At 66.4% G+C, this 23,054-nt stretch carries 23 protein-coding genes; 9 read left to right on the top strand and 14 right to left on the bottom strand.

The window, feature by feature from the left end:
• Both ACH107_RS17080 and tig read left to right on the top strand, forming a co-directional pair.
• Positions 1 to 433 (top strand): ATP-binding protein (locus ACH107_RS17080; RefSeq protein WP_412506865.1); only part of this gene is annotated, 433 nt, incomplete at its 5' end.
• A gap of 173 nt (positions 434 to 606) precedes the next feature.
• Positions 607 to 1,938: a trigger factor gene (tig, locus tag ACH107_RS17075; protein ID WP_412506864.1), complete on the top strand. Its 1,332-nt coding sequence runs from the start codon at positions 607 to 609 to the stop codon at positions 1,936 to 1,938.
• A 110-nt stretch (positions 1,939 to 2,048) separates the two neighbouring features.
• Here tig and ACH107_RS17070 read toward each other — a convergent pair whose 3' ends face one another.
• The 5 genes from ACH107_RS17070 to rpsF form a co-directional block, all read right to left on the bottom strand.
• Complete coding sequence (locus ACH107_RS17070; RefSeq protein WP_412506863.1) at positions 2,049 to 2,843, bottom strand: acyl-homoserine-lactone synthase; 795 nt, start codon at positions 2,841 to 2,843, stop codon at positions 2,049 to 2,051.
• A 119-nt stretch (positions 2,844 to 2,962) separates the two neighbouring features.
• Complete coding sequence (locus tag ACH107_RS17065) at positions 2,963 to 3,664, bottom strand: LuxR family transcriptional regulator (RefSeq protein ID WP_412506862.1); 702 nt, start codon at positions 3,662 to 3,664, stop codon at positions 2,963 to 2,965.
• A 306-nt stretch (positions 3,665 to 3,970) separates the two neighbouring features.
• Positions 3,971 to 4,603, bottom strand: a complete 633-nt coding sequence (gene rplI, locus ACH107_RS17060) for a 50S ribosomal protein L9 (protein ID WP_412506861.1) — start codon at positions 4,601 to 4,603, stop codon at positions 3,971 to 3,973.
• Between the two features lie 10 nt (positions 4,604 to 4,613).
• Positions 4,614 to 4,841: a 30S ribosomal protein S18 gene (gene rpsR / locus ACH107_RS17055; protein WP_058291462.1), complete on the bottom strand. Its 228-nt coding sequence runs from the start codon at positions 4,839 to 4,841 to the stop codon at positions 4,614 to 4,616.
• Positions 4,842 to 4,868: 27 nt separating this feature from the next.
• Positions 4,869 to 5,213, bottom strand: a complete 345-nt coding sequence (rpsF, locus tag ACH107_RS17050; RefSeq protein WP_412506860.1) for a 30S ribosomal protein S6 — start codon at positions 5,211 to 5,213, stop codon at positions 4,869 to 4,871.
• A 233-nt stretch (positions 5,214 to 5,446) separates the two neighbouring features.
• On the opposite strand from rpsF, the gene ACH107_RS17045 reads away from it, so the two are divergent.
• Both ACH107_RS17045 and ACH107_RS17040 read left to right on the top strand, forming a co-directional pair.
• Positions 5,447 to 5,929 carry a hypothetical protein gene (locus ACH107_RS17045; protein WP_412506859.1) on the top strand — a complete coding sequence of 161 codons (483 nt, stop codon included), beginning with the start codon at positions 5,447 to 5,449 and terminating at the stop codon, positions 5,927 to 5,929.
• A gap of 110 nt (positions 5,930 to 6,039) precedes the next feature.
• Positions 6,040 to 6,615 carry a YceI family protein gene (locus tag ACH107_RS17040; protein WP_412506858.1) on the top strand — a complete coding sequence of 192 codons (576 nt, stop codon included), beginning with the start codon at positions 6,040 to 6,042 and terminating at the stop codon, positions 6,613 to 6,615.
• Between the two features lie 62 nt (positions 6,616 to 6,677).
• On the opposite strand, the gene ACH107_RS17035 is transcribed toward ACH107_RS17040, so the two are convergent.
• From ACH107_RS17035 to ACH107_RS17015, 5 genes are all read right to left on the bottom strand, one after another.
• Entirely contained in the window at positions 6,678 to 7,889 is a 1,212-nt protein-coding gene (locus ACH107_RS17035; RefSeq protein ID WP_412506857.1) for a DegT/DnrJ/EryC1/StrS family aminotransferase, read from the bottom strand.
• Positions 7,890 to 8,368: 479 nt separating this feature from the next.
• Positions 8,369 to 9,673, bottom strand: a complete 1,305-nt coding sequence (locus tag ACH107_RS17030) for an NAD(P)/FAD-dependent oxidoreductase (RefSeq protein ID WP_412506856.1) — start codon at positions 9,671 to 9,673, stop codon at positions 8,369 to 8,371.
• Positions 9,674 to 9,768: 95 nt separating this feature from the next.
• Positions 9,769 to 11,127, bottom strand: coding sequence for a glutamine synthetase family protein (locus ACH107_RS17025; protein WP_412506855.1), 1,359 nt, complete (start codon positions 11,125 to 11,127; stop codon positions 9,769 to 9,771).
• Between the two features lies 1 nt (position 11,128).
• Positions 11,129 to 11,806: a type 1 glutamine amidotransferase gene (locus ACH107_RS17020; RefSeq protein WP_412506854.1), complete on the bottom strand. Its 678-nt coding sequence runs from the start codon at positions 11,804 to 11,806 to the stop codon at positions 11,129 to 11,131.
• Between the two features lie 74 nt (positions 11,807 to 11,880).
• The gene (locus ACH107_RS17015; RefSeq protein WP_412506853.1) at positions 11,881 to 13,197 is read right to left on the bottom strand and encodes a glutamine synthetase family protein; all 1,317 of its coding nucleotides are present in this window, start codon (positions 13,195 to 13,197) and stop codon (positions 11,881 to 11,883) included.
• A 225-nt stretch (positions 13,198 to 13,422) separates the two neighbouring features.
• Here ACH107_RS17015 and zwf point away from each other — a divergent pair, with 225 nt between their 5' ends.
• From zwf to pgi, 3 genes are read left to right on the top strand one after another with little or no spacing between them, the layout of a single operon-like run.
• Positions 13,423 to 14,877, top strand: coding sequence for a glucose-6-phosphate dehydrogenase (gene zwf / locus ACH107_RS17010; RefSeq protein ID WP_412506852.1), 1,455 nt, complete (start codon positions 13,423 to 13,425; stop codon positions 14,875 to 14,877).
• Positions 14,874 to 15,545, top strand: coding sequence for a 6-phosphogluconolactonase (pgl, locus tag ACH107_RS17005; protein ID WP_412506851.1), 672 nt, complete (start codon positions 14,874 to 14,876; stop codon positions 15,543 to 15,545). The genes zwf and pgl overlap by 4 nt, the downstream gene beginning before the upstream one ends.
• Positions 15,546 to 15,576: 31 nt before the next feature.
• Entirely contained in the window at positions 15,577 to 17,184 is a 1,608-nt protein-coding gene (gene pgi / locus ACH107_RS17000; RefSeq protein WP_412506850.1) for a glucose-6-phosphate isomerase, read from the top strand.
• A 26-nt stretch (positions 17,185 to 17,210) separates the two neighbouring features.
• On the opposite strand, the gene ACH107_RS16995 is transcribed toward pgi, so the two are convergent.
• The 4 genes from ACH107_RS16995 to ACH107_RS16980 all read right to left on the bottom strand — a co-directional run bounded on the left by ACH107_RS16995 (position 17,211) and on the right by ACH107_RS16980 (position 20,891).
• The gene (locus ACH107_RS16995) at positions 17,211 to 17,630 is read right to left on the bottom strand and encodes a cupin domain-containing protein (RefSeq protein ID WP_412506866.1); all 420 of its coding nucleotides are present in this window, start codon (positions 17,628 to 17,630) and stop codon (positions 17,211 to 17,213) included.
• A 72-nt stretch (positions 17,631 to 17,702) separates the two neighbouring features.
• The gene (locus ACH107_RS16990; RefSeq protein ID WP_412506849.1) at positions 17,703 to 18,776 is read right to left on the bottom strand and encodes a quaternary amine ABC transporter ATP-binding protein; all 1,074 of its coding nucleotides are present in this window, start codon (positions 18,774 to 18,776) and stop codon (positions 17,703 to 17,705) included.
• A 3-nt stretch (positions 18,777 to 18,779) separates the two neighbouring features.
• Positions 18,780 to 19,817 carry an ABC transporter permease gene (locus ACH107_RS16985; protein WP_412506848.1) on the bottom strand — a complete coding sequence of 346 codons (1,038 nt, stop codon included), beginning with the start codon at positions 19,815 to 19,817 and terminating at the stop codon, positions 18,780 to 18,782.
• Between the two features lie 93 nt (positions 19,818 to 19,910).
• Positions 19,911 to 20,891 (bottom strand): ABC transporter substrate-binding protein, encoded by a 981-nt coding sequence (locus ACH107_RS16980; RefSeq protein ID WP_412506847.1) that lies wholly within the window; start codon positions 20,889 to 20,891, stop codon positions 19,911 to 19,913.
• A gap of 392 nt (positions 20,892 to 21,283) precedes the next feature.
• Here ACH107_RS16980 and ACH107_RS16975 point away from each other — a divergent pair, with 392 nt between their 5' ends.
• Together ACH107_RS16975 and ACH107_RS16970 are read left to right on the top strand one after the other, a co-directional pair.
• The gene (locus tag ACH107_RS16975) at positions 21,284 to 21,940 is read left to right on the top strand and encodes an ABC transporter ATP-binding protein (protein ID WP_412506846.1); all 657 of its coding nucleotides are present in this window, start codon (positions 21,284 to 21,286) and stop codon (positions 21,938 to 21,940) included.
• The coding region (locus tag ACH107_RS16970; protein WP_412506845.1) for an ABC transporter permease at positions 21,937 to 23,054 on the top strand (1,118 nt) is incomplete at its 3' end. The genes ACH107_RS16975 and ACH107_RS16970, both read left to right, overlap by 4 nt.

Here is a 23,054-nt window from a genome sequence, read left to right as displayed (position 1 = left end):
CGCCGCCGTCGCCCGGCGCGTTGTCGGGGTTCTCAAGCGCACGCCGGACGGCGCGCGGCTGGACTGGACCCTCGACATTGCCGGCGGCCTCGTCCTTGCGATCGACGAGGCCGACCTTGCCGAGGCGCTCGGCGCGCTGACGGAAAACGCCGCGCGGCACGCCGTGGCAGGCGTGACCCTGACCGGCACGCTGGAGGACGGTTTCGCAAGCCTTTGCATCACCGATGACGGGCCCGGCCTGCCGCCGGAGCGGCTGGCCGAGATGACAGCGCGTGGCATGCGCGCCGACGACACCCGGCCGGGGAGCGGGCTGGGCCTGACCATCGCGGCGGATGTCGCCCGGGCCGCCGGTGGTGACCTGACGCTGAGAAACGGCCCGGGCGGCCTTGTCGCGTGCCTTCGGTTGCCGGGCGGCCGTGATGCGGGGCCGTGACCGTGCGCGCCGTGGTGAGCCGGGGCCATGCACGCATGGCACACCGGGCGCTCGGGCGCCCTGTTTTCTGCCGCTTGGCCCTTGCGCGTGGGCGGCCGCGTCAATAGAAGTGCCGTTGATTTATGAGCCCGCGGCGCCGGATCCGCGGCGAACCGCTATGGAAGAGGATGAACATGCAGGTCACCGAGACCCAGAACGACGGCCTGAAGCGCGCCTACAAGATGATCCTGACTGCGCAGGAACTCGATGACAAGGTGATGGAGAAGCTCAAGGCGGCGCAGCCCGACGTGGAGATGAAGGGTTTCCGCAAGGGCAAGGTGCCCGTTGCCCTGCTCAAGAAACAATTCGGCGAGCGCGTGCTTGGCGAAGCCATGCAGGAGGCCGTTGACGGCGCGATGTCGCAGCATTTCGAGGATAGCGGTGACCGGCCGGCCTTCGAGCCCAACGTCAAGATGGCCAACGAGGACTGGAAGGAAGGCGACGACGTCGAGATCGAGATGTCGTACGAGGCGCTTCCGGAAATCCCCGACGTTGACCTGTCGGGGATCAAGCTGGAAAAGATCGTCGCCAAGGCCGACGATACGGCCGTCGACGAGGCCTTGCAGAGCCTTGCCGAGAACGCGCAGGACTTCAATGACCGCCGGAAAGGCACCAAGGCCAAGGACGGCGACCAGGTCGTGATCGATTTCGTGGGCAAGGTCGACGGCGAGCCGTTCGAGGGCGGCAGCGCCGAGGATTATCCGCTCGTCCTGGGCTCGAACAGCTTCATCCCGGGGTTCGAGGAGCAGCTTGTCGGCGTCAAGGCCGAAGAGGAAATCGCGGTCACCGTGGCGTTCCCCGAGGATTATCAGGCGGACCATCTGGCCGGCAAGGAAGCGGTTTTCGACTGCACCGTGAAGGCCGTGAAGGAGCCCGTGGCCGCCGAGGTGGACGATGCGCTGGCCGAGAAATACGGCGCCGAGGACCTGGAAGCGTTGAAAACCCAGATCCGCGAGCGGCTGGAGCAGGAATATGCCGGCGCCGCGCGGGCCGTGATGAAGCGCAAGCTGCTGGACAAGCTGGACGAGATGGTCAGCTTCGACTTGCCGCCGACGATGGTCGAAAGCGAGGCCAAGCAGATCGCACACCAGATGTGGCACGAGGAAAACCCCGACGTGCAGGGCCACGATCACCCGGAGATCGAGCCGACGGACGAGCACAACAAGCTGGCCGAGCGCCGCGTGCGGCTCGGGCTGCTGCTGGCCGAGCTGGGCCAGAAGGCCGAGGTCGAGGTATCGGATGCCGAGATGACGCAGGCCGTCATGGAGCAGGCGCGCCAATACCCCGGGCAGGAGCGCGAATTCTTCGAATTCGTGCAGAACAACCAGCAAATGCGCCAGCAGCTGCGCGCCCCGATCTTCGAGGACAAGGTGGTCGATTACGTTTTCGAGATCGCCGAGATCGAGGAGAAGGAAGTCTCGAAGGACGAGCTTGAAAAGGCGATCGAGGACCTCGAAGACGCCTGAGCGCGATCGACACCGCGTTTCAAGACAGGCCGCCCGTCAGGGCGGCCTTTCTATTGGCCACGTGCGTGACATGGCGGGGCGCCGCCAGCGCCCCGCCGGGGGTGGTCCTGTCACGCGTCGCAATCGCTCTTGTCGTGGATCATGGACGAAAGCGCGTCCTGAAGGGCAAAGGCGGCTTTCCGCTCCTCGTCGGTGGTGGCGGCGGCAACCTGTTCCTCGCAATATTGCTGAAGGGCCGATTGCGGTGTCTGGCTGGCACGGATCGCGGGCAGGGCCAGCGCCTCGTCGTCACCGAGGAAAACGTCGTAGTCGATCCCCGAGAGCTCGCGGATCCTTTCGATCCGTTCATCCGTGCAATCCAGAAGCGCGGCCATCGCCGGGACCTTGCCCATGTCGGCCGTCTTGCCGACGTAATCATAGGGCGTGTTGCCCGAGCGTTTCAGCACCCGGTCCATCATCGGGTCAACAACCGTGACGATGTCGTCAACACCCGCCCGTTTCGCGCCTTCAAGCGACGCGATCATGAGTTCACAGGTGGCATGCGATACCGTATGGCGCCCCTTGCCCCGGCCGAGGCGCTTGGTGTCCACGCAGAAGCGCGTGGATTCCCACAATGAGGGGCTGCGCAACGGCGGTTCGCCGTCCAGGATGTCGGAAAAAACATCGGCAAGCATGTGCGGCCCCGTCGTCTGCAAGGCGCGCACGCAGGAGACGACATTCCCCTCGTCGTCGAGGCCAACGGCATAAGCCGGGTCGAGATCATCGAAAAGATCGCGTTCGCGACCGTTCTCGATGGTGACGTTCCAGCCCATGCGATCCCCGAAAACTCGCGCACGGAGCTTGAACATCTCGTCAAGGACTTGGTCGAACTTGTTCTTGTTTACTGCGTCGATGACCAGGATCATCTTGGATTTCCCCCTTAATGGCTGCGGTATCCCTGAGCGTACGGAATACGGCGCTGCTTTCCATTGGGGGAATCCCGTAGTGGTGACGATTCACCTGTGCGCGTCCCTGTTGAACGGAATTACCGCGGATACACAAGCCCCGCGTTGATCGCGCGACCCACCGCCTGGGGCGTCGTGAGGGAAGATAGCTTTTGACGGGCGGACCGTAAATGAACTTCCACCGTTCGATGCGAAATCGACAGGATGTCGGCAACATCTTGCTGTGACTTGCCCGCGGCCGTCCATTGCAGGATCTCGATCTCCCGCGTCGACAGGGCCGGCGCGTTCAGCGTGCGCATCATCTGGTCTGACCGAATCACCACGTCATGCAGGTGAACGGCAGCGGTCTGCAGGTCCCCCATTATCTTTTCCTTGAGCCGCGCCCATTCTTGGTCGGTGCAGTCCCGCGTCACGCTGAAACCGCCGATATCGCCGTAGGGGCCGCGCACCGGGATGGACATGCCCCTGTTGGTGATGCCGAATTCCCGGGCCGCCGAGAAGATGCGGTTGAAACTCGCGCTCTTGCTGAGCCGCGACCAGTCAACCGGCGCGATGCTGCGACGCGCCTCGGAAAGCGTGGGGTCGATATCGTAAAGCCGGTTCTCGAAGTAGAAATTCGTCCATTCCGGCACGTAGGTGACATAGCCGTATGTCTGGCCGTTGATCGGGTTCAGACCGGCATAGGCGACATCGTCCAGCTCGAATTTTTGCCGGACCTGGTCGAGAAACCGTATGATCCCGGTCGACAGGTCTTTTGCTTGGCTCAGGTCATCAAGCTCCACGCCATACCCTCCATGCCGCTGGCATTGTCCCGGATGTGGGCAAAGCTGCTTGCGACGCAACCGCGCGGGAAACCGGGTATACCGTGTCCCCAGCAAGGTTGACACCCTTGGTCATGTTCATCCTCGGCCCCGGCTCCAGACGCGCCACGTGACGCGAAAGGGAAAGTTTCGGAGTCTAAAGATACGCTTAACTGTGCTTTTGGCCATTGTCGAGTTGTTGACCGACAATGTTGTGGCGAGCATGTGACACCAAAAAGGCCGCGCCGATACGGCGCGGCCCCCTGTGCCCGCGGTTTCAGGGCAGGTTCAGTCGTTTTCGTCCTTGTCCGCGTCTTCCGGCAGGGCGGTCTCGACCGTTTCGGCAAGCGCCTCGTCGTCGGAGGCGGCCGAGCCGATATCCTCGAACAACTCGGCGATCTCGTAATCTGCTGCTTCCTCGGCCTCGGCGGCGGCTTCCTGAATGGTCTTGCCGGACGCCTGAAGATCGGCCTCTTCCTGCGAACGGGCGACGTTGAGCTGGATCGTCACCTCGACTTCGGGGTGAAGCGTGACAACGACATCGTGCAGGCCCAGTTCCTTGATCGGACGGCTGAGCGCCACCTGCTTGCGATCGAGCGAGAACCCGTCGCCTGTCGCCGCATCGGCGGCGTCACGCGTGCTGACCGACCCGTAAAGCGCGCCTGAATCCGACGCCTGGCGGATCACGATGAACTGCTTGCCTTCGAGATCCCGGGCAAGCTTCTCGGCTTCCTTGCGGGTTTCGAGGTTGCGCGCTTCGAGCTGCGCCTTGCGCTCCTCGAAATCGGCGATGTTCTGCTTCGACGCGGACAGGGCCTTGCCCTGCGGCAACAGGTAGTTGCGGGCGTGTCCGGGTTTGACATCAACCACGTCGCCCATCTGGCCAAGCTTGGCCACGCGTTCCAGTAGGATTACTTGCATGACGGTCTCCTTACTTCACGGCGTAGGGCAGCAGGGCGAGGAACCGCGCGCGCTTGATGGCGCGCGACAGCTCACGCTGCTTCTTGGCCGAGACGGCGGTAATGCGCGAGGGCACGATCTTGCCGCGTTCGCTGATGTAGCGCTGCAGCAGCTTGGTGTCCTTGTAGTCGATCTTGGGTGCGTTGTCGCCCGAGAACGGGCAGACTTTGCGGCGGCGGAAAAACGGTTTTGCAGCCATGGTTGGTCTCCTGATTCTCTGGCTCGATCAACGGCGCTCGCGGCGCTCTTCCTTTTTCTGCATCTGGATGGACGGTCCTTCGTCATGGGCGTCGACCTTGATGGTCAGAACCCGCATCACGTCATCGTGCAGACGCATCAGGCGTTCCATTTCCTGCACGGCCGGCGCCGGCGCGTCGGTCTTGAGGAAGGCATAGTGCCCCTTGCGGTTCTTGTTGATCTTGTAGGCCATCGTCTTGACGCCCCAGTATTCGCTGTCGACCAGCTTGCCGCCGTTGTCGGACAGCACGGTGCCAAAGTGTTCGATGAGACCCTCGGCCTGCGTGTTGGACAGGTCCTGACGCGAAATAAATACATGCTCGTAAAGCGGCATGTCTTCTCCACTTCTTTCAAGGCGCATTTCAAAGGCGGGCCGGTAACCTTCCGCGGCCCGTCCACGAGAGACTGCGCGGTTCAGATCACGTGCGGAAGGATGGGCGCGTATACGACGGATCCGGGGCTGGTGCAAGGCGTGATCGGCGCGCCCCGAAGTCTCCGCGGCGCTGTCAAATTCCGGGCGCTTTCCCGCAGCATCCTGACCGGTGAAAAAACGAAAGGGCAGGGGCCATGGTTGCATTGACGGAACATTCGGCGGCGCGTTTCGACGGCGTGCTCGAACGCAGGGCCTTGCGCCACACCTGTGCGCTGCGACGCACGCTGCTGGCAGGCGCCGGCGCTGCGCTGGCGATTGCCGCGACCGGCATCTGGCTCGTGCCCGGCAGCGGGACCGACGCCGCGGGCCTGCTGATCCGGCTGCTGTTCTCGGTCTTCCTGATGGGGCTCGCGCTGGTATGCCTGTCGGCACGGCCTGCGGACGAGGCCGCGCCGGAAATCCGGATAGACACGAAATCGCGCCGCCTGAGCATCGTGCATGTCGATGATGCGGGCCGGCACCTGGATCCGGTCGATTACGACATCGACGACTTCGCCGAGTTTTCCCTGACAGGTGGCGCCCTGCACGCCCGCGACAGCACGGGTCAGCCGCTGATCGCGCTGCCCGTGGGCAGCAAGTCGACCGAGCGGGCAATCCGGCAATGCTTTGACCTTTAGGCGCTAGCGGCTCGTGTTCGCCTGTTCACAGGCAATGTGGACTTCTTTTCAATTGTTTTCACGGTCGAATCCGTCATCCTGTACGGGTATGCAATTGATGGAGACGCAAGATGAAGATTCCTTTCATGGTCGCCGCGATGTCGCTGGCTGCCAGCGGCGCGTTTGCCGCGGCCGAGAAATATACCCTTGACCCGAGCCACAGCCAAATCGTCTTTTCCTATAACCACCTTGGCTATTCAACGACATACGGCATGTTCTCGGGGTTCGAGGGTGAGATCATGTTCGATCAGGAAAATCCCGCGAATTCCTCGGTCAGCGTGTCGATGCCCGTCACGTCGATGTTCACCGGCTGGGAAAAGCGGCACGAGCATTTCATGGCGGACGATTTCTTCGGCGCCGATGAAACCGACATGGTCTCGTTCGAATCGACCGGCATCGAGGTCACGGGCGATGACACCGCCTTGATCACCGGCGATCTGTCCATGAACGGCGTGACCAAGTCCGTCGTGCTCGAGACGGAACTGAACCAGATGATGGGACACCCCATGAAGGACGGGCAGCCATGGGCCGGCTTCGACGCGACGACGACGCTGCTGCGGTCCGATTTCAACGTGGACAAGTTCGCCCCGCATGTCAGCGACGAGGTCGAGGTGATGATCTCGATCGAGGCGGGCAAGGCGGACTGAATACCCCCCCGCCGACGTCCGGCCGCGATGGCTCGCGCCCGGCGCGGGCCATTTTCATCGGGTCAGGTCCCGTAGGCTTTGGCAGGCCCCTTCACGTCCTCTGCGGCGCCCAGCAGGGCCTCGGCGATCAGGTCAAGCGCTTGCCGGTCGAGACGGGCCGGCAAGCGCGTGTCGCAGGCCCGCATCAGCATCGCGCGGGTCCGGGGCAGGTCCGGCGCCGGCCCGGGCAGGAATTGCCAGTTCCAGAATGCGCGCGCATTGTCGGTACTCAGCCCGAAAACCTGCACCTTGGCGCCGCGCGCCGCGGCGGCATCGGCAAAGGCGCGGATCTCGGCCATGTCCATGCCGGTGAGGTTGAACTGGATCGAATCCGGCGCACGTTCCTCGTTCGCGAGCTTGTCCGGCACGTCGATCCACGGGCTGAGGTTGAGCCGGCGTGCCACGTAATCGTGGTTGGCGCGCCCGTCGGTCGCGCGGCGGCCGATCTCGGGGATCTGCGGGCGGATGATGGCCGCCGACAGGTTGTTCATTCGCAGATTGTAAAGCGGCAACTGGTTCTGCCAGCGTGCGAAGGCCGCTTCGAGAGCGGTATCCTCGCCGGGCACGTGCTTGGCCCAGTTGTGTTCGTACGCCCCCGACATGATAACGGCACGCGCAACGAGCTCGGGGTCGTCGGTGATCATGATCCCGCCCTCGCCGGCATTCACCAGCTTGTATGACTGGAAGCTGAAGCAGCCGACACGCCCGATGGTACCGATCTTGCGCCCGGCCCACGTGGTGCCCAGCGAATGCGCCGCGTCCTCGATCACGGGAATGCCGCGCGCGTCACACAGCGCCATGACCGCGTCCATGTCCGAGGTATGGCCCCGCATGTGGCTGACGATGACGGCGCCGATGCCGGTGTCGAGCTTTGCCGCGAAATCCTGCAGGTCGATGCGGTAATTCTCGGCCACCTCGCACAGCACGGGCGCGCAGCCGGCGTGAACGACCGAGGACGGTACGGCGGCAAAGGTGAAGGCCGGGATCAGGACGCGCGCGTCGCGCGGCAGGTCGAGCGCCCTGAGCGACAGGAAAAGGGCCGCCGAGCAGGACGAGACGGCAAGCGCGTAGCGGGTGCCCATATGCGCCGCGAAATCGCGTTCAAGCAAGGCGACGGGCGCGTCGGCCGGCGCGGTGTATCGGAACAGATCGCCCGTTTCCAGCATTCTGTCGATCTCGGCGCGGGCGGCCTCGGGGATCGGTTCGGCGTCATGAACATTGGGCGGGAGCGACATGTATTCGGATTTCCTGAATGACGTTTTCCGAAAACCTAAAACAGGATCGCCGCCCTGAAAAGTGAAAATTCGGTGACGCGGCCCGTGGTGGCCGCGCCATGGCACTGCGCGCACGAATTCATGTGTTCCGTCTTGCCAAGGCTCACATCCTGACCGCTGACAAGCGGCGTCGACAAGATCGCGGTCACGACAAGACCGGTGGGCAGGCGCGTCGTCGCACATTCTCTCCTGCTTGGCCGGTGTCGTGTGACGCATCGCTCGGAAACCGCCTTGCTCATGATCAAAAGACACTGATGATCCGGGGACGGCGCGGGCGGCCCCGATTTGGCACGCGGGGCGTTATGCAACTCACGTGGTGGCCATGTCCGGGCTCACCATCCTCGCTTCAGGCGTCCGTTTCGTTGCGCCGGTGTTTCCGGCCTGCCGGCGCCTGCGATGCGCGTGTTGTGCTGCACCGCGGGACCGCGCATCCGGCCGCCTCAGATGCCGAGCCGGTCGCGCGTGGCGTACCATGTCATCGCCAGCGCCAGCAGCGGCGAGCGGAGCGCGGCCCCCCCCGGAAAGCGGGTCGTGGGAATGCGGGCCATCGTGTCGAAACCGGCGGCCTGCCCGCCGATCAGGTCGGCCATGAGCCTGCCCGCGTGGGTGGCCGTGCCCACCCCGTGGCCGGAATAGCCCGAGGCCGACACGACGTTGGGCGCGACCCGCGCGAGGTAGGGCAGGCGTTTCATCGTGATGGCCAGCGTGCCGCCCCACGCGTAATCGGCGCGGACATCGCGCAGATGCGGAAAGATCTCCAGCATCGGCTTGCGCACCGTCGCCTCGATATCGGCGGGGAAGCGGTAGCCGTAGCTTTCGCCGCCGCCGAAGAGCAACCGGCCGTCATGGCTGAGGCGGAAGTAGTTCACGACGAACTTGCTGTCGGCCACGGCGATATCGCGCGCCAGCACGTTCGCGGCCGCCTCGCCCAGGGGTTCGGTGGCGAGGATGAAATTGTTGATCGGCATCACCCGCGCCGCGACGCGCGGCTCGAGACCGCCGAGATAGCCGTTGCAGGCAAGGATGACGTGATCGGCCGTCACCCTGCCGCCGGCGGTGCGGACCTGTGGCGCGGTGCCGGGGCGGATATCCTCCACCTGGCTGTTCTCGAAGATGCGCACGCCCGCCTTGTCGGCGGCGCGGGCAAGGCCCAGCGCGTAGGCCAGCGGATGCAAGTGCCCCGCGCCCCAATCCATCGATCCGCCCCTGTAGGCCGGCGAGGGGCAGAGCGCGTGCAGGCCCTCGGCCGAAAGCGGCTCGATTTGGTCATACCCGTACCTGTCCTGCAGATGCGCCACGTGGGCGTGTTCCTCGGCCACCTCGCGCTCCGAGAAACAGGCATGGGCGATGCCCGGCTTGAGGTGGCAATCGATCCCGTGCTCCGCGACGAGTGACCGGACCAGCGCCTTGGCCTGCTCGGCCATGTCCCAGAGCTTCGCGGCATCGTCGCGCCCGACGAGTTTCTCCAGCGTGAACTGGTCCTGCCGCTGGCCCGAGCCGAGTTGCCCGCCGTTGCGCCCCGACGCGCCGAAGCCCACGCGCTGGGCCTCGAGCAGCACCACGTCCAGCCCGGCCCGGGCCAGGTGCAGGGCGGCCGAGAGCCCGGTATAGCCCGCCCCCACGACACAGACATCGGCGCGCGTGTCGCCTTGCAGCGGGTCGAAGGGGGCGAGCGGCGTTGCCGTGGCGGCGTACCAGCTGGGCGGGTAGGTGCCGGGGCGGTCATTGGCGTGCAGAAGGTTCATCGCGATCTCCGGTCTGGCATGGGGGGCGCTGCCCCCATCGCCGCGAGCGGCGATTCCCCCGGGGTATTTTCCCCGAGAAGAAACATGCGGGGGTCTCAGACGTTCAGCAGCAGGTGTTCACGCTCCCACGGGGAAATGACCTGCAGGAATTCCTCGTACTCGGCCCGTTTCACGATGCCGTAGACCCGGCAGAATTCGGGGCCGAGCACGTCGTGTAGCGGGCTTGCCGCCTCGAAGAGGTCGAGCGCCTCGCCCAGGACACGGGGGATGTCGGCCTCGCCGGCATAGGCGTCGCCCCTGACCTGCTTGTCGGGGCGGATCTCGTCGCGCAGGCCGAGCAGGCCGCAGGCGAGGCTGGCGGCGATGCCGAGGTAGGGATTGCAGTCCATGCCCGCCAGCCGGTTCTCGACCCGGCGCGCGGCCGGGGTGGCGAGCGGCACCCGGATGCCCGTCGTGCGGTTGTCGCGGCCCCAGGCGAGGTTGATCGGCGCGGCGTTGTCCTTGACGTAACGGCGGTAGGAATTGACGTAAGGTGCCAGGATCGCGTTGGCGGCGGGCAGGTGGCGTTGCAGACCGCCGATGAAGTGGTAAAACGCCTCGGTTTCGCCACCCTGCGGCCCGGAGAAGATGTTCTGGCCCGTTTCGGTATCCATCAGCGAGTGGTGGATGTGCATTGAGCTGCCCGGCTCGTCCTCGATCGGCTTGGCCATGAAGGTCGCGAAGCACTGGTGACGCAGCGCGGCCTCGCGGATGAGGCGCTTGAAATAGAACACCTCGTCGGCGAGCCTGACCGGGTCGCCGTGGCGCAGGTTGATCTCGAGCTGACCGGCGCCGCCTTCCTGCGTGATGCCGTCGATCTCGAAGCCCTGCGCCTCGGCGAAATCGTAGATGTCGTCGATCACCGGGCCGAATTCGTCCACGGCGGTCATGGAATAGGCCTGACGCGCCGCGGCGGGGCGGCCGGAGCGGCCCATCATCGGCTCTATCTCCTTGGCGGGGTCGAGGTTGCGCGCCACGAGGAAGAATTCCATTTCCGGGGCCACGACGGGGGTGAGGCCCATTTCCGCGTAGAGCCCCGCCACGTGCTTGAGCACGTTGCGCGGGCTGAACGGGATCGGGTTGCCCTCGCGGTCATAAGCGTCGTGGATCACCTGCAGCGTCCAGTCGCCCGTCCACGGCGCGGCGGAGGCGGTGGCCATGTCGGGCTTGAGGATCATGTCCTTCTCGATGAAGCCGTCCTCGCCGGCCGCTTCGCCCCAGTCGCCCGTGATCGTCTGGTAGAAGATCGAATCGGGCAGGTGGAAGAAAGCCTGCCGGGCAAACTTGGAGGCCGGCACGGCCTTGCCGCGGGCGATGCCGGGCAGGTCGGCGATGATGCATTCCACCTCGTCCAGGCGTCGGCCCTCGAGATAGGCGCGCGCGGCGTCGGGCAGGGTCGTTTTCCAGTCGGCCATGTCAGGCGCCTTTCCTGAGGAAGTCGGCGATCCTGTCGGCGGCCGCCGTGTCGTCGATGGGGGCGTCGAGCCGTTCCCCGGCCCGGGCGATGAGCGGGTCGGGCACCGAGCCGGGCGCGCGCAGGCGCAGCAGCTTGTCGATCATCTCGGGCCCGAATTCGGGATGGGGCTGCATCGTCAGCGCGCGGTCGTCGTAGCGAAGAGCGGCGTAGGCGCAGAAATCGTTGCTGCCGATCACCTCGGCCCCGGGCGGCAGGCGCGTTACCTGGTCCTGGTGCCAGGCGTTGAGGGCGCAGGTCACGCCGTCGATATGGTAGGTGCTGTGCCCGATCGCCCAGCCGCCGGCGAATTTCTCGACCTTGCCGCCGAGGGCCTGCGCGATGATCTGGTGGCCGAAACAGATCCCCACCTGCGGGATGCCGGTGGCGAAGGTGTCGCGGATGAAGGATTCCAGCGGCGGGATCCACGGGTGATCCTCGTAGGCGCCGTGCTTGGACCCGGTGATCAGCCAGCCGTCGCACTCGGCGGGATCGCGGGGATAGATTTCATCGACCACGTCGTACCGGGAAAAGTCGAAGCCGCGCCCCGCGAGCAGTTTCGCGAACATGGCATCGAAATCGCCCAGGGTCTGCTGAACCTCGGGCAGGGCGTGGCCGGTCATCAGGACGCCGATTTTCATGGGTGCTCCGTAATTTGATCAAATTCATGTTAGCCGAGCCGACGCGCCACGGCAAGACCGGGCGCCGCCCGAGCCTAAACCGTTTCGGCGTAGGTTTTCCAGTGATCGCCCGCCGGGACCGCCGCCATCTCGCGCAGTTCCTGCCGCTTGGTCATCACGAGGTTGCGGCGCAGGCCGGGGGGCAGGATGCGCGCGATCAGCGGGTCCGTCTCGAACCGGGTGATGGCGGTTTCCCAATCGGGCGCGAGTTGCGGCAGGTCGGCCTCATAGGCGTTGCCGGTGACCGGGGGCGGGGGCGTGCGCCCGTCCTCCACGCCGCAGAGCGCCGCGCCGAGGATGGCGGCGAAGGCGAGGTAGGGGTTGATGTCGCCGCCGGGCACGCGATGCTCGATCCGGCGGGCGGCCGGGGCACCGCCGGGGATGCGGAGCGCCGCCGTCCTGTTGTCGTAGCCCCAGCAGACGCCGGTGGGCGCGTGCGCGCCGGGGACAAGCCGGGTGTAGCTGTTGGCATGGGGCGCGAAGACGAGGGTCGAGGCGGGCATGGCGGCAAGGCAGCCGGCGACGGCCATGCGCAACGTGTCATTGCCGGTGTCGCGGCCATCGTCGAGAACATTGCGGCCCGCGTCGTCGAGAACCGAGAAATGCAGGTGCATGCCGTTGCCCGCATCCTCGGCGAACGGCTTGGCCATGAAGGTCGCGGCGAGCCCGTGGCGCCGCGCCAGCCCCTTGATGAGCGCCTTGAAGGCCCATGTGTCGTCGGCGGCGCGCATGGCCTGCTGGTGGTGCAGTGTCACCTCGAACTGGCCGATGCCGGATTCGGATGTCGTCGTCTGGGCGGGGATGCCCATGCGGGTGCACCCGTCATAGAGCGCGCTCAGAAAGGGATCGAAGGCGTCAAGTTCCGACATGGACAGGATGTCGGGCTTGAACAGCCGCCGCCCCGAGCGCGGGTCCCGCGCGGGTGCGAGCGCGCCGCCGCTGTCATCGACGAGGGTGAATTCGAGCTCGGTCGCCGCCACGACATGCCAGCCGCGGGCGGCATACCGGGCGAGCACGTCGGCGAGCGCGTGGCGCGGATCGCCGTCGAATGGGCTGCCGTCCTCGTTGTGCATGGCGGCCGGGACGAGCGGCTGCGGCACGTCGAGCCAGGGCAGCGGCATCGAGCCACGCTCCGTGGGCAGCAGGATACCGTCGGCGTCGCCGGTCTCGAAAACCAGCGGGGAGCCCTCGATATCGGCGCCGAAGATATCGACGTTGAGCGCCGAGAGCGGCATGCGCACGGCCCCCGTGTCGAGCTTCGGGGCGTAGCTGCCGGGGACGCGCTTGCCGCGCATCTGGCCGTTCAGATCGCAGGCGGCGATGCGGAAAGTGGGGTAGTCTTCTAGCTCCATGACCTCTGTCCTGTGCAGGGTTTCGCGCAGCCTAACGAGTCGCGCGGCGGCTGGCCACCGGAATTTGATCAAATATAGAGGCCGGTCAACCGCAGGACCGGCGCATCCGAATTCGGCCCGCGCCGGCGGCCGAGCATTGTATCGGGCGGTGTGAGTGCTATTGTCGCGCTGGCAATCGCGCCCGGCGCCCGAAGGTTGTCCGGCAGCTCGAAAGGAGGCGCAATCATGGTTTCACGCGTGATCCCGGTCGATCCGTTCGACCTGGTGATTTTCGGCGGCACGGGCGATCTGGCGCGGCGCAAGATCCTGCCGGGATTGTACAGACGGTTCTGCGCCGGGCAGATGGGCCCGGAGTCGCGCATCATCGGGGCCGCGCGCGGCGAGATGGACGATGCAGGCTATCGCGAGTTCGTTCGCGCCGCGATCACGGCGCATTCCCGCGACAGCGGCTGCGACATGGCGGAGGTGGACGAGTTCCTCGCCCGGCTGAACTATGTCGCGGTGGACGCCACGGGCGAGGCAGGCTGGGCGCGGCTGGCCGAGCTGGTGCAGGGTGATCGCATCCGCGCCTTCTATTTCTCGGTAGGGCCGGCGCTGTTCGGAGCGCTGGCCGAGCGGCTGCACCGCCACGGCATGGCCGATCATGACAGCCGGATCGTGGTGGAAAAGCCCTTCGGGAACGATCTCGCGTCGGCGCGCGAGCTGAACCGGGTGCTGGCCCGGCATTTCGAGGAGGGGCAGATTTACCGGATCGACCATTACCTGGGCAAGGAGACGGTGCAGAACCTCATGGCGATCCGGTTCGGCAATGTCCTGTTCGAGCCGCTGTGGAACAGCCAGTACGTGGACCACATCCAGATCACCGTGGCCGAGGATGTGGGCGTCGGCGGGCGCGGCGACTATTACGACCGCGCGGGCGCCATGCGCGACATGATGCAGAACCACATCATGCAGCTTCTGTGCCTGATCGCGATGGAGCCACCGGCCAAGTTCGACCCCGACGCGGTGCGCGACGAGAAGCTCAAGGTGATCCGCGCGCTTGACCCGGTGGCGCCGGAAAACGTTGTGCGCGGCCAGTACGAAGCGACGAACGACAAGCCCAGCTACCGCAAGCACGTGGAGAACCGCGACAGCACGACCGAGAGTTTCGTGGCCCTCAAGGCGAACATCAGCAACTGGCGCTGGGCGGGCACGCCGTTCTACCTGCGCACGGGCAAGCGCCTGCGCGAGCGCGCCAGCGAGATCGCCGTCATCTTCAAGGACGCGCCGCATTCGATCTTCGGGGCGGATGCGGGGCGGCACCGCAACATCCTGACGATCAAGCTGCAACCCAACGAGGGGATCGAGCTGGGCGTGACGATCAAGGAACCCGGCCCGGGGGGGATGCGGCTGATCGACGTGCCGCTGGACATGACCTTCGCCGAGGCGCTTGGCCCCGAGGAGGCGGATTTTCCCGACGCGTATGAACGGCTGATCATGGACGTGATCCGCGGCAACCAGACGTTGTTCATGCGCGGCGACGAGGTCGAGGCGGCCTGGGCCTGGACCGATCCGATCATCGCGGACTGGCAGGACCGGGGCGAAGCCCCCTTGCCCTACGCGACGGGCAGCGCGGGCCCGGACGAGGCGCTGGCGCTCATACATCGGGATGGCCGGCGCTGGCGGGAGATACGCGCATGACGTTTCTGGAATACGCGGATGCCGAGATGCTGGCCATCGACCTGGCCAACCGCCTTGCCGGGGAGCTGCGGACGGCCCTTGAACACCGGGAACGGGTCCTGTTCGTGGTGCCCGGCGGCACGACGCCGGGGCCTGTTTTCGACAGCCTGTGCGATGTCGACCTCGACTGGTCGCGCGTCGACGTGGCCCTGAGCGACGAGCGCTGGCTGCCCGAGGTGCATGTGCGGTCCAACACGCGCCTCCTGCGCGAGCGGCTGCTGGTGGGGCGGGCGGCCAATGCCCGCTACCTGCCGCTTTACGCCCGGGCCGAAGGCCCCGAGGCGGTACTGGCCGAGCTGGAGGCCAATATCGTGCCCAGCCTGCCGGTCTCCGTCTGCCTGCTGGGCATGGGCACGGACATGCACACCGCGTCGATCTTTCCCGGCGCGGACAACCTCGACACGGCGCTGGATCCGAACGGCCCGGTCCTGGTGGCGATGCGGGCGCCCGGCACGTCGGAGCCGCGGATCACCCTGTCGGCGCGGGTACTGGACGCGGCGCTGTCGAAACACCTGATGATCATCGGCCCGGCCAAGCGCGCGGCCCTTGAGCGCGCGCAGGGCCTGACGCGCCAAGAGGCGCCGATCCGCGCGGTGATGGACGACCTGATCGTGCACTGGGCGCCGTGATCGGCGCGCGACGGATGAAAGGGGGCACGACATGTGGCACGCAATGAGCGCGCATCGCGGCGCGCGGATCGCCGAGCTGATGGCCGAGGACGGCCGGGCCGGCGAATTCTCGGTGCGGCTTGACGGGATGCTGTTCGATTACGCCAAGACGCACATCACCCGCGAGGCGCGGCGCGATCTTGTCGCGCTGGCCGAGGCGCGCGGCGTCGCCGCCCGGCGCGATGCCATGTTCAACGGCCAGACGATCAACGAGACCGAGGGGCGCGCGGTGCTGCACACCGCGCTGCGCAATCTCGACGGGGCGCCGGTCCTTGTGGATGGCGTCGACGTGATGCCGGACGTGCTGGACACGCTCGCCCGGATGGCGGATTTCGCCGAGGCGGTGCGCACGGGGCGGATCACCGGGGCCGGCGGGCCGATCACCGACGTGGTGAATATCGGGATCGGCGGGTCGCATCTGGGTCCCGAGATGGCCACGCGGGCGCTGCGGCCCTATCACGACGGCCCGCGATGCCATTTCGTCTCCAACGTGGACGGGGCCGACATCGCCGACACGCTGGACGGGCTGGACCCGGCGACCACGCTGGTGATCGTCGCGTCCAAGACCTTCGCCACCGCGGAAACCATGGCCAATGCGCGCACCGCCCGGCGCTGGATGGCGGGCAGGGTCGGCGACCCGGCGGCGCAATTCGTCGCCGTCTCGACAGCCGACGACAGGGTGGCCGAATTCGGTATCGCGCCCGACCGGGTGTTCGGTTTCGCCGACTGGGTCGGCGGGCGCTACTCGGTCTGGGGGCCGATCGGGCTGCCGGTGATGCTGGCCATCGGGCCCGAGCGGTTCCGCGCGTTCCTGTCCGGGGCGGCCGCGATGGACGCGCATTTCCGAGATGCGCCGCTGTCGGCGAACATGCCGGTCATGCTGGCACTGGTGGGGCTGTGGCACACCCGTGTCTGCGGCTACCCGACGCGGGCCGTTCTGCCCTACGCGCAACGGCTGGCGCGGCTGCCCGCCTATCTTCAGCAGCTCGAGATGGAAAGCAACGGCAAGCGTGTGACGATGGCCGGTGACGCGCTCGACGGCCCGGCCGGGCCGGTCGTCTGGGGGGAGCCGGGAACCAACGGGCAACACGCGTTCTACCAGCTCATCCATCAGGGCACGCAGGTTGTCCCGTGCGAGTTCATGGTACCCGCCGCCGGGCACGAGCCCGAACTGGCCCATCATCACCGGATGCTGGTTTCCAATTGCCTTGCCCAGTCCGAGGCCCTGATGCGCGGCCGGACGCCGGACGAAGCCCGCGCGCTGATGCGCGAGGCGGGTTTCGAGGGCGAGGAGCTGGAACGGCAGGCGGCGCACCGCGTCTTTCCGGGGGATCGGCCATCGACCACGCTGGTCTTCGACCGGCTGACGCCGCATCGGCTGGGCCAGATCATCGCCCTTTACGAACACCGGGTTTTCATCGAGGGGGCGATCCTCGGCATCAATTCATTCGATCAGTGGGGCGTCGAGCTGGGCAAGGTCCTTGCCAACGAGATCGAGCCGATGCTGACCGGCGCGCAGGCCGATGATAGCCGCGACGTCTCCACCCGCGCGTTGATGGCATTCGTGCGGGACGTGGCACCGGACGGGGACCGCACCTGAACGCCCGCGTGGCGGAATGCGCGGCGTCAGCGGGGGATGTCGAAATCCGGCGGCGCCAGCGTGAAACCCTCGAAGCTGAACCCCGGCGAGACGGTACAGCCCGCCAGCGTCCAGTCCCCGGTCGGGCGGGCGCGTTGCCAGTGGTGGGGCGGGATGATGACCTGCGGCCGCTGCCCGGCCGCAATGTCTGGCCCCAGCAGCGTATCGATGGCCGGCCCCGTGTCGTCCGCGGCATGTGACAGGACCAGCGGGGCCCCCGCGTAAAAATGCCAGATCTCGGTGGCGTCCACCCGGTGCCAGTGGCTCGCCTCGCCCGCGGCAAGCAGGAAATAGATGCACGTGCCCGTCGGGCGGCCGTCATCGTCGGCCCGCCATGTCTCACGGTAATGGCCGCCCTCGGGATGCGGCTGCAGATCGAGCCTGCGGATGATGTCGGTTGCCGTCAGCGTCATTGAATGCCTCGCAAGTGTCCCGGCGCCGGTGCGAACAGTCAGGGCAGGGCGGTCAGGTTCCGGGCGTCAGGCCGCCTTGGAGCGAAGGCCGTCATCGCTGGCCGCGATCGGCACCAGCGCCTTGAAGAGATCGGTCATCTTCAGGGTGCCGACCTGCCGGCCGTCGCGCATGACGGTAAAGGTCAGCCCCGTTTCCCCGTTCGAGCGCGCGATCACCGATTCCAGCGTCGCGTCGTGATCGACCTCGCCGGCAGGGTCGTCTGGGGCGACCTCGGTTTCCGTCATGACCGAGCGGACCCGCAGGACCCGCGCGCGGTTGATATCGGAAATGAAGTCCACGATGTAGGGGTCGTTCGGCTTCATCAGGATGTCCTGCGGCTCAGCCTGCTGGACGACATAGCCGTCCTTGAGGATCACGAGGTGATCGGCGAGTTTCAGCGCCTCGTCCAGATCGTGCGAGATGAACACGACCGTCTTGTGCAACTCGCCCTGAAGTTCCAGCAGCAGGTCCTGCATGTCGGTGCGGATCAGCGGGTCCAGCGCCGAGAACGCTTCGTCCATCAGCATGACCGGCGCGTTCGAACACAGCGCGCGCGCAATGCCCACCCGTTGCTGCATCCCGCCCGAAAGCTGGTGCGGAAACTGGTCCCCGACGCCCTGCAGCCCGACGCGTTCCAGCCATTTGCGGGCTTCGGCCTCGAAATCCTGCTTGGGCACGCCGCGGACGGCCAGCGCCATGCCGGCGTTTTCCAGCACGGTGCGGTGCGGCAGCAGCGCGAAGTTCTGGAACACCATCGACATCTCTTCGCGGCGGACGCGCCGCAGCTCGTCCTCGCCCAGATCGACGATGTTCGTCCCGTCGAGTTCCACGACACCGGCCGTCGGCTCGATCAGGCGGTTCAGGTGGCGGATCAGCGTGGACTTGCCCGACCCGGACAGGCCCATCATCACCGTGATGTCGCCCTCCTTGACGTCGACGTTGATATCGTTGAGCCCCAGCACATGGCCATGCTGGTCCAGCAGATCGTCCTTGGACGTGCCGTCCCTGACCGCGGGCAGCACGCTTTGGGGGGCCTCACCGAAAATCTTGTAGAGGTTGCGGATCGCGATCTTGGTCTTTTTTCCCGACTCGGCGCTCATGTCTCAGCCTTTCTGTGCGGCGTTGATACGGTTGAGGGCGGATTTGGTCACACGGTCGAGGATCACGGCAAGGATCACGATCCCCAGACCGGAAACAAGCCCGACCCCGAGCTCAAGATTGTTGATCCCGCGCAGCACCAGCACGCCAAGCCCCGGTGCCGAGACCAGCGATGCGATCACGACCATCGCGAGGCTCATCATGATGGTCTGGTTCACGCCGGCCATGATGTTGGGCAGGGCCAGCGGCACCTGCACGCCGAACAGTTTCTGCCGGTCGGTCATGCCGAAGGCGTCGGCGGCCTCGATGACGGTTTCATCGACCATGCGGATCCCCAGATCGGTCAGCCGGATCACCGGCACGATGGCATAAAGGATGATCGCGATGCCGTACAGTTTCGGCTCGGTGACCGAGAACAGGAAGATCAGCGGAATGAGATAGACGAAGGGCGGCAGCGTCTGCAGCATGTCGAGGATCGGGATGGTGCCCGCCCGCATCCGGTCGGAGCGTGACATGGCGATGCCTATGGGCACACCGAACAGGACGCACAGGAAGGCGCAGACCAAGATGATCGCGAGCGTCTGCATCGCGTGGTCGTAATAGTCGATGAAGGCAAGGCCCCCGATGCTGATCGCGACGAAGCTCAGCAATTGCCACGACCGCGACACCAGCCAGACGATCGCCAGCAGGAGCGGTATCACGATCCACCACGGCGTGTTGAGGATCGCGTAGAGCGAGCCGTCGAGCATCCATGACAGCGGCTGCGTGATCGGGTCGAGCACGACGCTGATCGAATCCTTCACGTTCAGGAAGCCGTTTTCAAGCCCGAGCGTCAGTTCCCGCGATTGCGGGAACGCCGCGCAGGCGTCATTGAGCGCATCCATCGACGGGAAGGGCAGCTCCCAGATGGAGGTCGAAGCGCCTTCCTCGCCGGAACTCTTGGCGACGAGCGCCTCCATGGACATCGGCGTCGAACCGCCGCCCGATGCCGCGCACCAGTCCGTCAGGCCGAGCGCGCTGAATACGAAATCATATGTGGCCATCGTGTCTTTCTCCTCTGCGCAGCCGACCCGGCGGGCACCGGCGCACCGCATGGCAGGACCGGCCCGAAGCCGGTCCTGCCCCGTCGCGCTGGATCAACCCTGGTTCAGGATCGAGTCCAGGTTCGCCCGCGCGTCGTCGCTCAGCCAGTTCTGCCACTGATCCTGGAAGTTGGTCAGGTAGTAGACAGCGGCCTCGTCAGCCGACGCGTTGTTTTCGTCTTTCCACGCGAGAACCGCGCTCATGTTCGACGTCTTGAACGTCATGTTCTGCATCAGCTCGAACACTTGCGGCTTGGTCTCGCGCAGCTCCGAGGTGACGGCGGTCACGATCGGGGCCGCGGGGAAGTCCGACACGCCGGGGTTGTCGGTGTCCGCGTTCTGGTTGCGGGCGTGCACGTCGGGCTTGACGTCGCCGAGGTCGATCTTGGTCATGTCGTACTTGCCCAGCGGCACGGTCGGGCCCCAGTAATAGCCGAACCACGGCTCTTCCTCGAGGACGGCGTCGGCCATCGACGTGGCGAGGACCTGCCCGGACCCGGAGTTGAACACCTCGATCCCGTTGCCTTCCAGGTCAAGCGCCGCCGACAGGTTGTCGCTCACGACCCGGCAGCCCCAGCCCTCGGGGCAGTTGTAGAACCGGCCGCCGACCAGCTCGGGGTTCTCGAGGATGCCCTCGATCGTCGTCAGCTCGGGATGTTCCTCGGCCAGGTAGGTCGGGATCCACCAGCCCTCGACACCGCCGGGGTCGAGCACGTCGCCCGCCTCGACGACCTTGCCCGCGTCGCGCAGTTCGTCGTAGGTGTCGCCCGTCGAGTTCAGCCACAGCTCGGTCACGATGTCCGGCTCACCGTTCTCGGCCACCGAGGTCACGGCGGGGATGGTGTCGGAGGACACGACGCTGACGTTGCAGTCATAGCCTTGTTCCATGATGAACGATGCGACGCTCGTCACGACCTGGGCCGAGGCCCAATTCATTTCAGTAATCGAAACATTTCCGCAGTCATCGGATTGCGCATGTGCGGCGACCGGCGCAGCCATCGCGCCGGCGGCCAGCATAGTGCATACTTTCCTCATGATCGTTCCTTTCCGTTTTCCGCGCCATCCCGGGGTTAGGGGCGTGACTCAAACACTTGTTAAATGTAGCCATTGGTCCGAGCAGCCCGTCTCGGCGGGCCGCTGTCGTGGCATCGTACCTCACGCAGCCGATGGGCCGGGTGACGCCAGGATTGCTGGGCTCTTTCCCATTGGCGAGACACTTGGCACGACTAAGCAATCCTTTCAACCCCTGCCGGCAAGGAAAACGTGCCGCGTCCGCCCGAAAACCGGGGGCGGCCCGGGTGACGTCGCGGCAACCGGGCCTCGCCATTGGCCGGGTATGCCGGCCGGCCGGTGCCGGTGCACAAAATCCATTTCTGGTCTTTCCATGCGCGCGGGCTGTAATAGCTTGGTCGCAGAAGGAGGCGGACATGCTGCTCCGGATCGAGGCGCTGATGAAATCGCATGACGGCCCGGCGGGAACCGTGCCGGTGCTGCGGGGCGTCGACTTGTCGCTGGACGCGGGTCGAACGCTCGCGCTGACCGGTGAGTCGGGGTCGGGCAAGAGCACGCTCCTTCATCTCGTGGGCGGTCTGGACACTGCCGATAGCGGCAGCATCCGCCTCGACGGGCAGGAGCTGGGCCATCTTGACGACCGGGGCCGGGCGAGGCTGCGGCGCGAAACGGTCGGGATCATCTTCCAGCAATTCAACCTGATCCCGTCGTTGACGGTTGCGGCCAACATCGCGTTCCAGGCGCGTCTTGCCGGCCGGCACGACCCGGGCCGGGCGGATCGGCTGGCCCGCGTTCTGGGCCTGTCCGCGCAACTGGACAAGTACCCCGAGCAATTGTCGGGGGGCCAGCAGCAGCGCGTTGCCATCGCCAGAACACTGGCGGCGCGGCCGCGGCTGGTATTGGCCGACGAGCCCACGGGCAACCTTGACGAGGCGACGGCGGGCGCGGTGCTCGACCAGATGCTGGAACTGGTCGAGGAGGCGGGCAGCGCCCTGCTGATGGTGACCCATTCGCCGGCATTGGCCGGCCGGATGGCCCGGCGCGTGCACCTCAGCAACGGGCGGCTGGCATGACGGCGGCGGCCCTGTCGGCACTGTGGTCCTACTGGCGCCGCAACCCGCTGCAATTGTTCACGCTGGTGGCCGGCCTTGCGCTTGCGACGGCGCTCTGGTCGGGCGTGCAGGCCCTGAACTCGGAAGCGCGGGCAAGCTATGACGCCGCGGCGGCGGTGCTGGGCGAGGGACGCTATGACCAGCTGGTGCCGCGCACCGGCGATACCATCCGCCAGGATACCTACATCGAGCTGCGGCGCGCCGGATGGCGGGTGGGCCCCGTGCTGGAGGGGCGGCTCGACGCAGCCGGCACCGGCGTGCGCTTCGTCGGGATCGACCCGCTGACCGCGCCGGGCGGGGCGGGGCCGATCACGCAGGCCGGCGCGGCGCCGTTGCAACGCTTCCTGTCCGACAGGGCGGTCTTCGCTCATCCCGACGTGGCGGCCGCGCTCACCGCGGCGCTGCCCCAGGATGTCATAGCCGATCCGGGGCTCGCGCCGGGCACGGCCATGGCCGATATCGGTGTCGCGCAGCGCGTGCTGGACCGTCCCGGAGAACTCAGCCGGTTGATCTTGGCGGAAAACCAGCCGACGGGCCGCCCGCCGCTGGACAGCGTCGCGCCCGGCCTGACCCTGCGCCCGTCGCGGCAAAGCTCGGACATCGGGCAATTGACAGACAGTTTTCACCTGAACCTGACGGCGTTCGGGCTGCTGAGTTTCGCCGTGGGCATCTTCATCGTGAACGGCGCGATCGGGCTGGCCTTCGAACAGCGCCGGGGCATGGTGCGCACGTTGCGTACCCTCGGGATGTCCCTGCGGTTCCTGATAACCCTCATGATCGCCGAGCTCGCGGCGATTGCGCTTGTCGCGGGCGGTCTCGGGGTCGTGCTCGGCTACGCGCTTGCAGCCAGCCTGCTGCCGGACGTGGCCGCGACGCTGGAGGGGCTTTACGGCGCGCAGGTCTCGGGTGTGCTGCACTTGCAGCCCGCATGGTGGCTGTCCAGCCTCGCGATCACGCTCGCGGGGGCGGCAATCGCGGCCTCGGGCGCGTTCTGGCGGATCGCGCGCATGCCGGTGCTGGCCAGCGGCGGCATGCGCGCCTTATCTGGGCCTGAATGGTTTCAAGGTCGCGATCG

This window comes from Roseovarius halophilus (ex Wu et al. 2025) (assembly GCF_047086965.1).
This window is presented reverse-complemented; position numbering and strand designations above follow the sequence as displayed.

What these genes read in the sequence shown, in the direction of transcription:
- tig (WP_412506864.1), top strand. Translation starts at nt 607, where the DNA reads ATGCAGGTCACCGAGACCCAGAACGACGGCCTGAAGCGCGCCTACAAG.
- ACH107_RS17070 (WP_412506863.1), bottom strand. Translation starts at nt 2,843, where the DNA reads ATGATCCTGGTCATCGACGCAGTAAACAAGAACAAGTTCGACCAAGTC.
- rplI (WP_412506861.1), bottom strand. Translation starts at nt 4,603, where the DNA reads ATGCAAGTAATCCTACTGGAACGCGTGGCCAAGCTTGGCCAGATGGGC.
- rpsR (WP_058291462.1), bottom strand. Translation starts at nt 4,841, where the DNA reads ATGGCTGCAAAACCGTTTTTCCGCCGCCGCAAAGTCTGCCCGTTCTCG.
- rpsF (WP_412506860.1), bottom strand. Translation starts at nt 5,213, where the DNA reads ATGCCGCTTTACGAGCATGTATTTATTTCGCGTCAGGACCTGTCCAAC.
- ACH107_RS17045 (WP_412506859.1), top strand. Translation starts at nt 5,447, where the DNA reads ATGGTTGCATTGACGGAACATTCGGCGGCGCGTTTCGACGGCGTGCTC.
- ACH107_RS17040 (WP_412506858.1), top strand. Translation starts at nt 6,040, where the DNA reads ATGAAGATTCCTTTCATGGTCGCCGCGATGTCGCTGGCTGCCAGCGGC.
- ACH107_RS17035 (WP_412506857.1), bottom strand. Translation starts at nt 7,889, where the DNA reads ATGTCGCTCCCGCCCAATGTTCATGACGCCGAACCGATCCCCGAGGCC.
- ACH107_RS17030 (WP_412506856.1), bottom strand. Translation starts at nt 9,673, where the DNA reads ATGAACCTTCTGCACGCCAATGACCGCCCCGGCACCTACCCGCCCAGC.
- ACH107_RS17025 (WP_412506855.1), bottom strand. Translation starts at nt 11,127, where the DNA reads ATGGCCGACTGGAAAACGACCCTGCCCGACGCCGCGCGCGCCTATCTC.
- ACH107_RS17020 (WP_412506854.1), bottom strand. Translation starts at nt 11,806, where the DNA reads ATGAAAATCGGCGTCCTGATGACCGGCCACGCCCTGCCCGAGGTTCAG.
- ACH107_RS17015 (WP_412506853.1), bottom strand. Translation starts at nt 13,197, where the DNA reads ATGGAGCTAGAAGACTACCCCACTTTCCGCATCGCCGCCTGCGATCTG.
- zwf (WP_412506852.1), top strand. Translation starts at nt 13,423, where the DNA reads ATGGTTTCACGCGTGATCCCGGTCGATCCGTTCGACCTGGTGATTTTC.
- pgl (WP_412506851.1), top strand. Translation starts at nt 14,874, where the DNA reads ATGACGTTTCTGGAATACGCGGATGCCGAGATGCTGGCCATCGACCTG.
- pgi (WP_412506850.1), top strand. Translation starts at nt 15,577, where the DNA reads ATGTGGCACGCAATGAGCGCGCATCGCGGCGCGCGGATCGCCGAGCTG.
- ACH107_RS16990 (WP_412506849.1), bottom strand. Translation starts at nt 18,776, where the DNA reads ATGAGCGCCGAGTCGGGAAAAAAGACCAAGATCGCGATCCGCAACCTC.
- ACH107_RS16985 (WP_412506848.1), bottom strand. Translation starts at nt 19,817, where the DNA reads ATGGCCACATATGATTTCGTATTCAGCGCGCTCGGCCTGACGGACTGG.
- ACH107_RS16980 (WP_412506847.1), bottom strand. Translation starts at nt 20,891, where the DNA reads ATGAGGAAAGTATGCACTATGCTGGCCGCCGGCGCGATGGCTGCGCCG.
- ACH107_RS16975 (WP_412506846.1), top strand. Translation starts at nt 21,284, where the DNA reads ATGCTGCTCCGGATCGAGGCGCTGATGAAATCGCATGACGGCCCGGCG.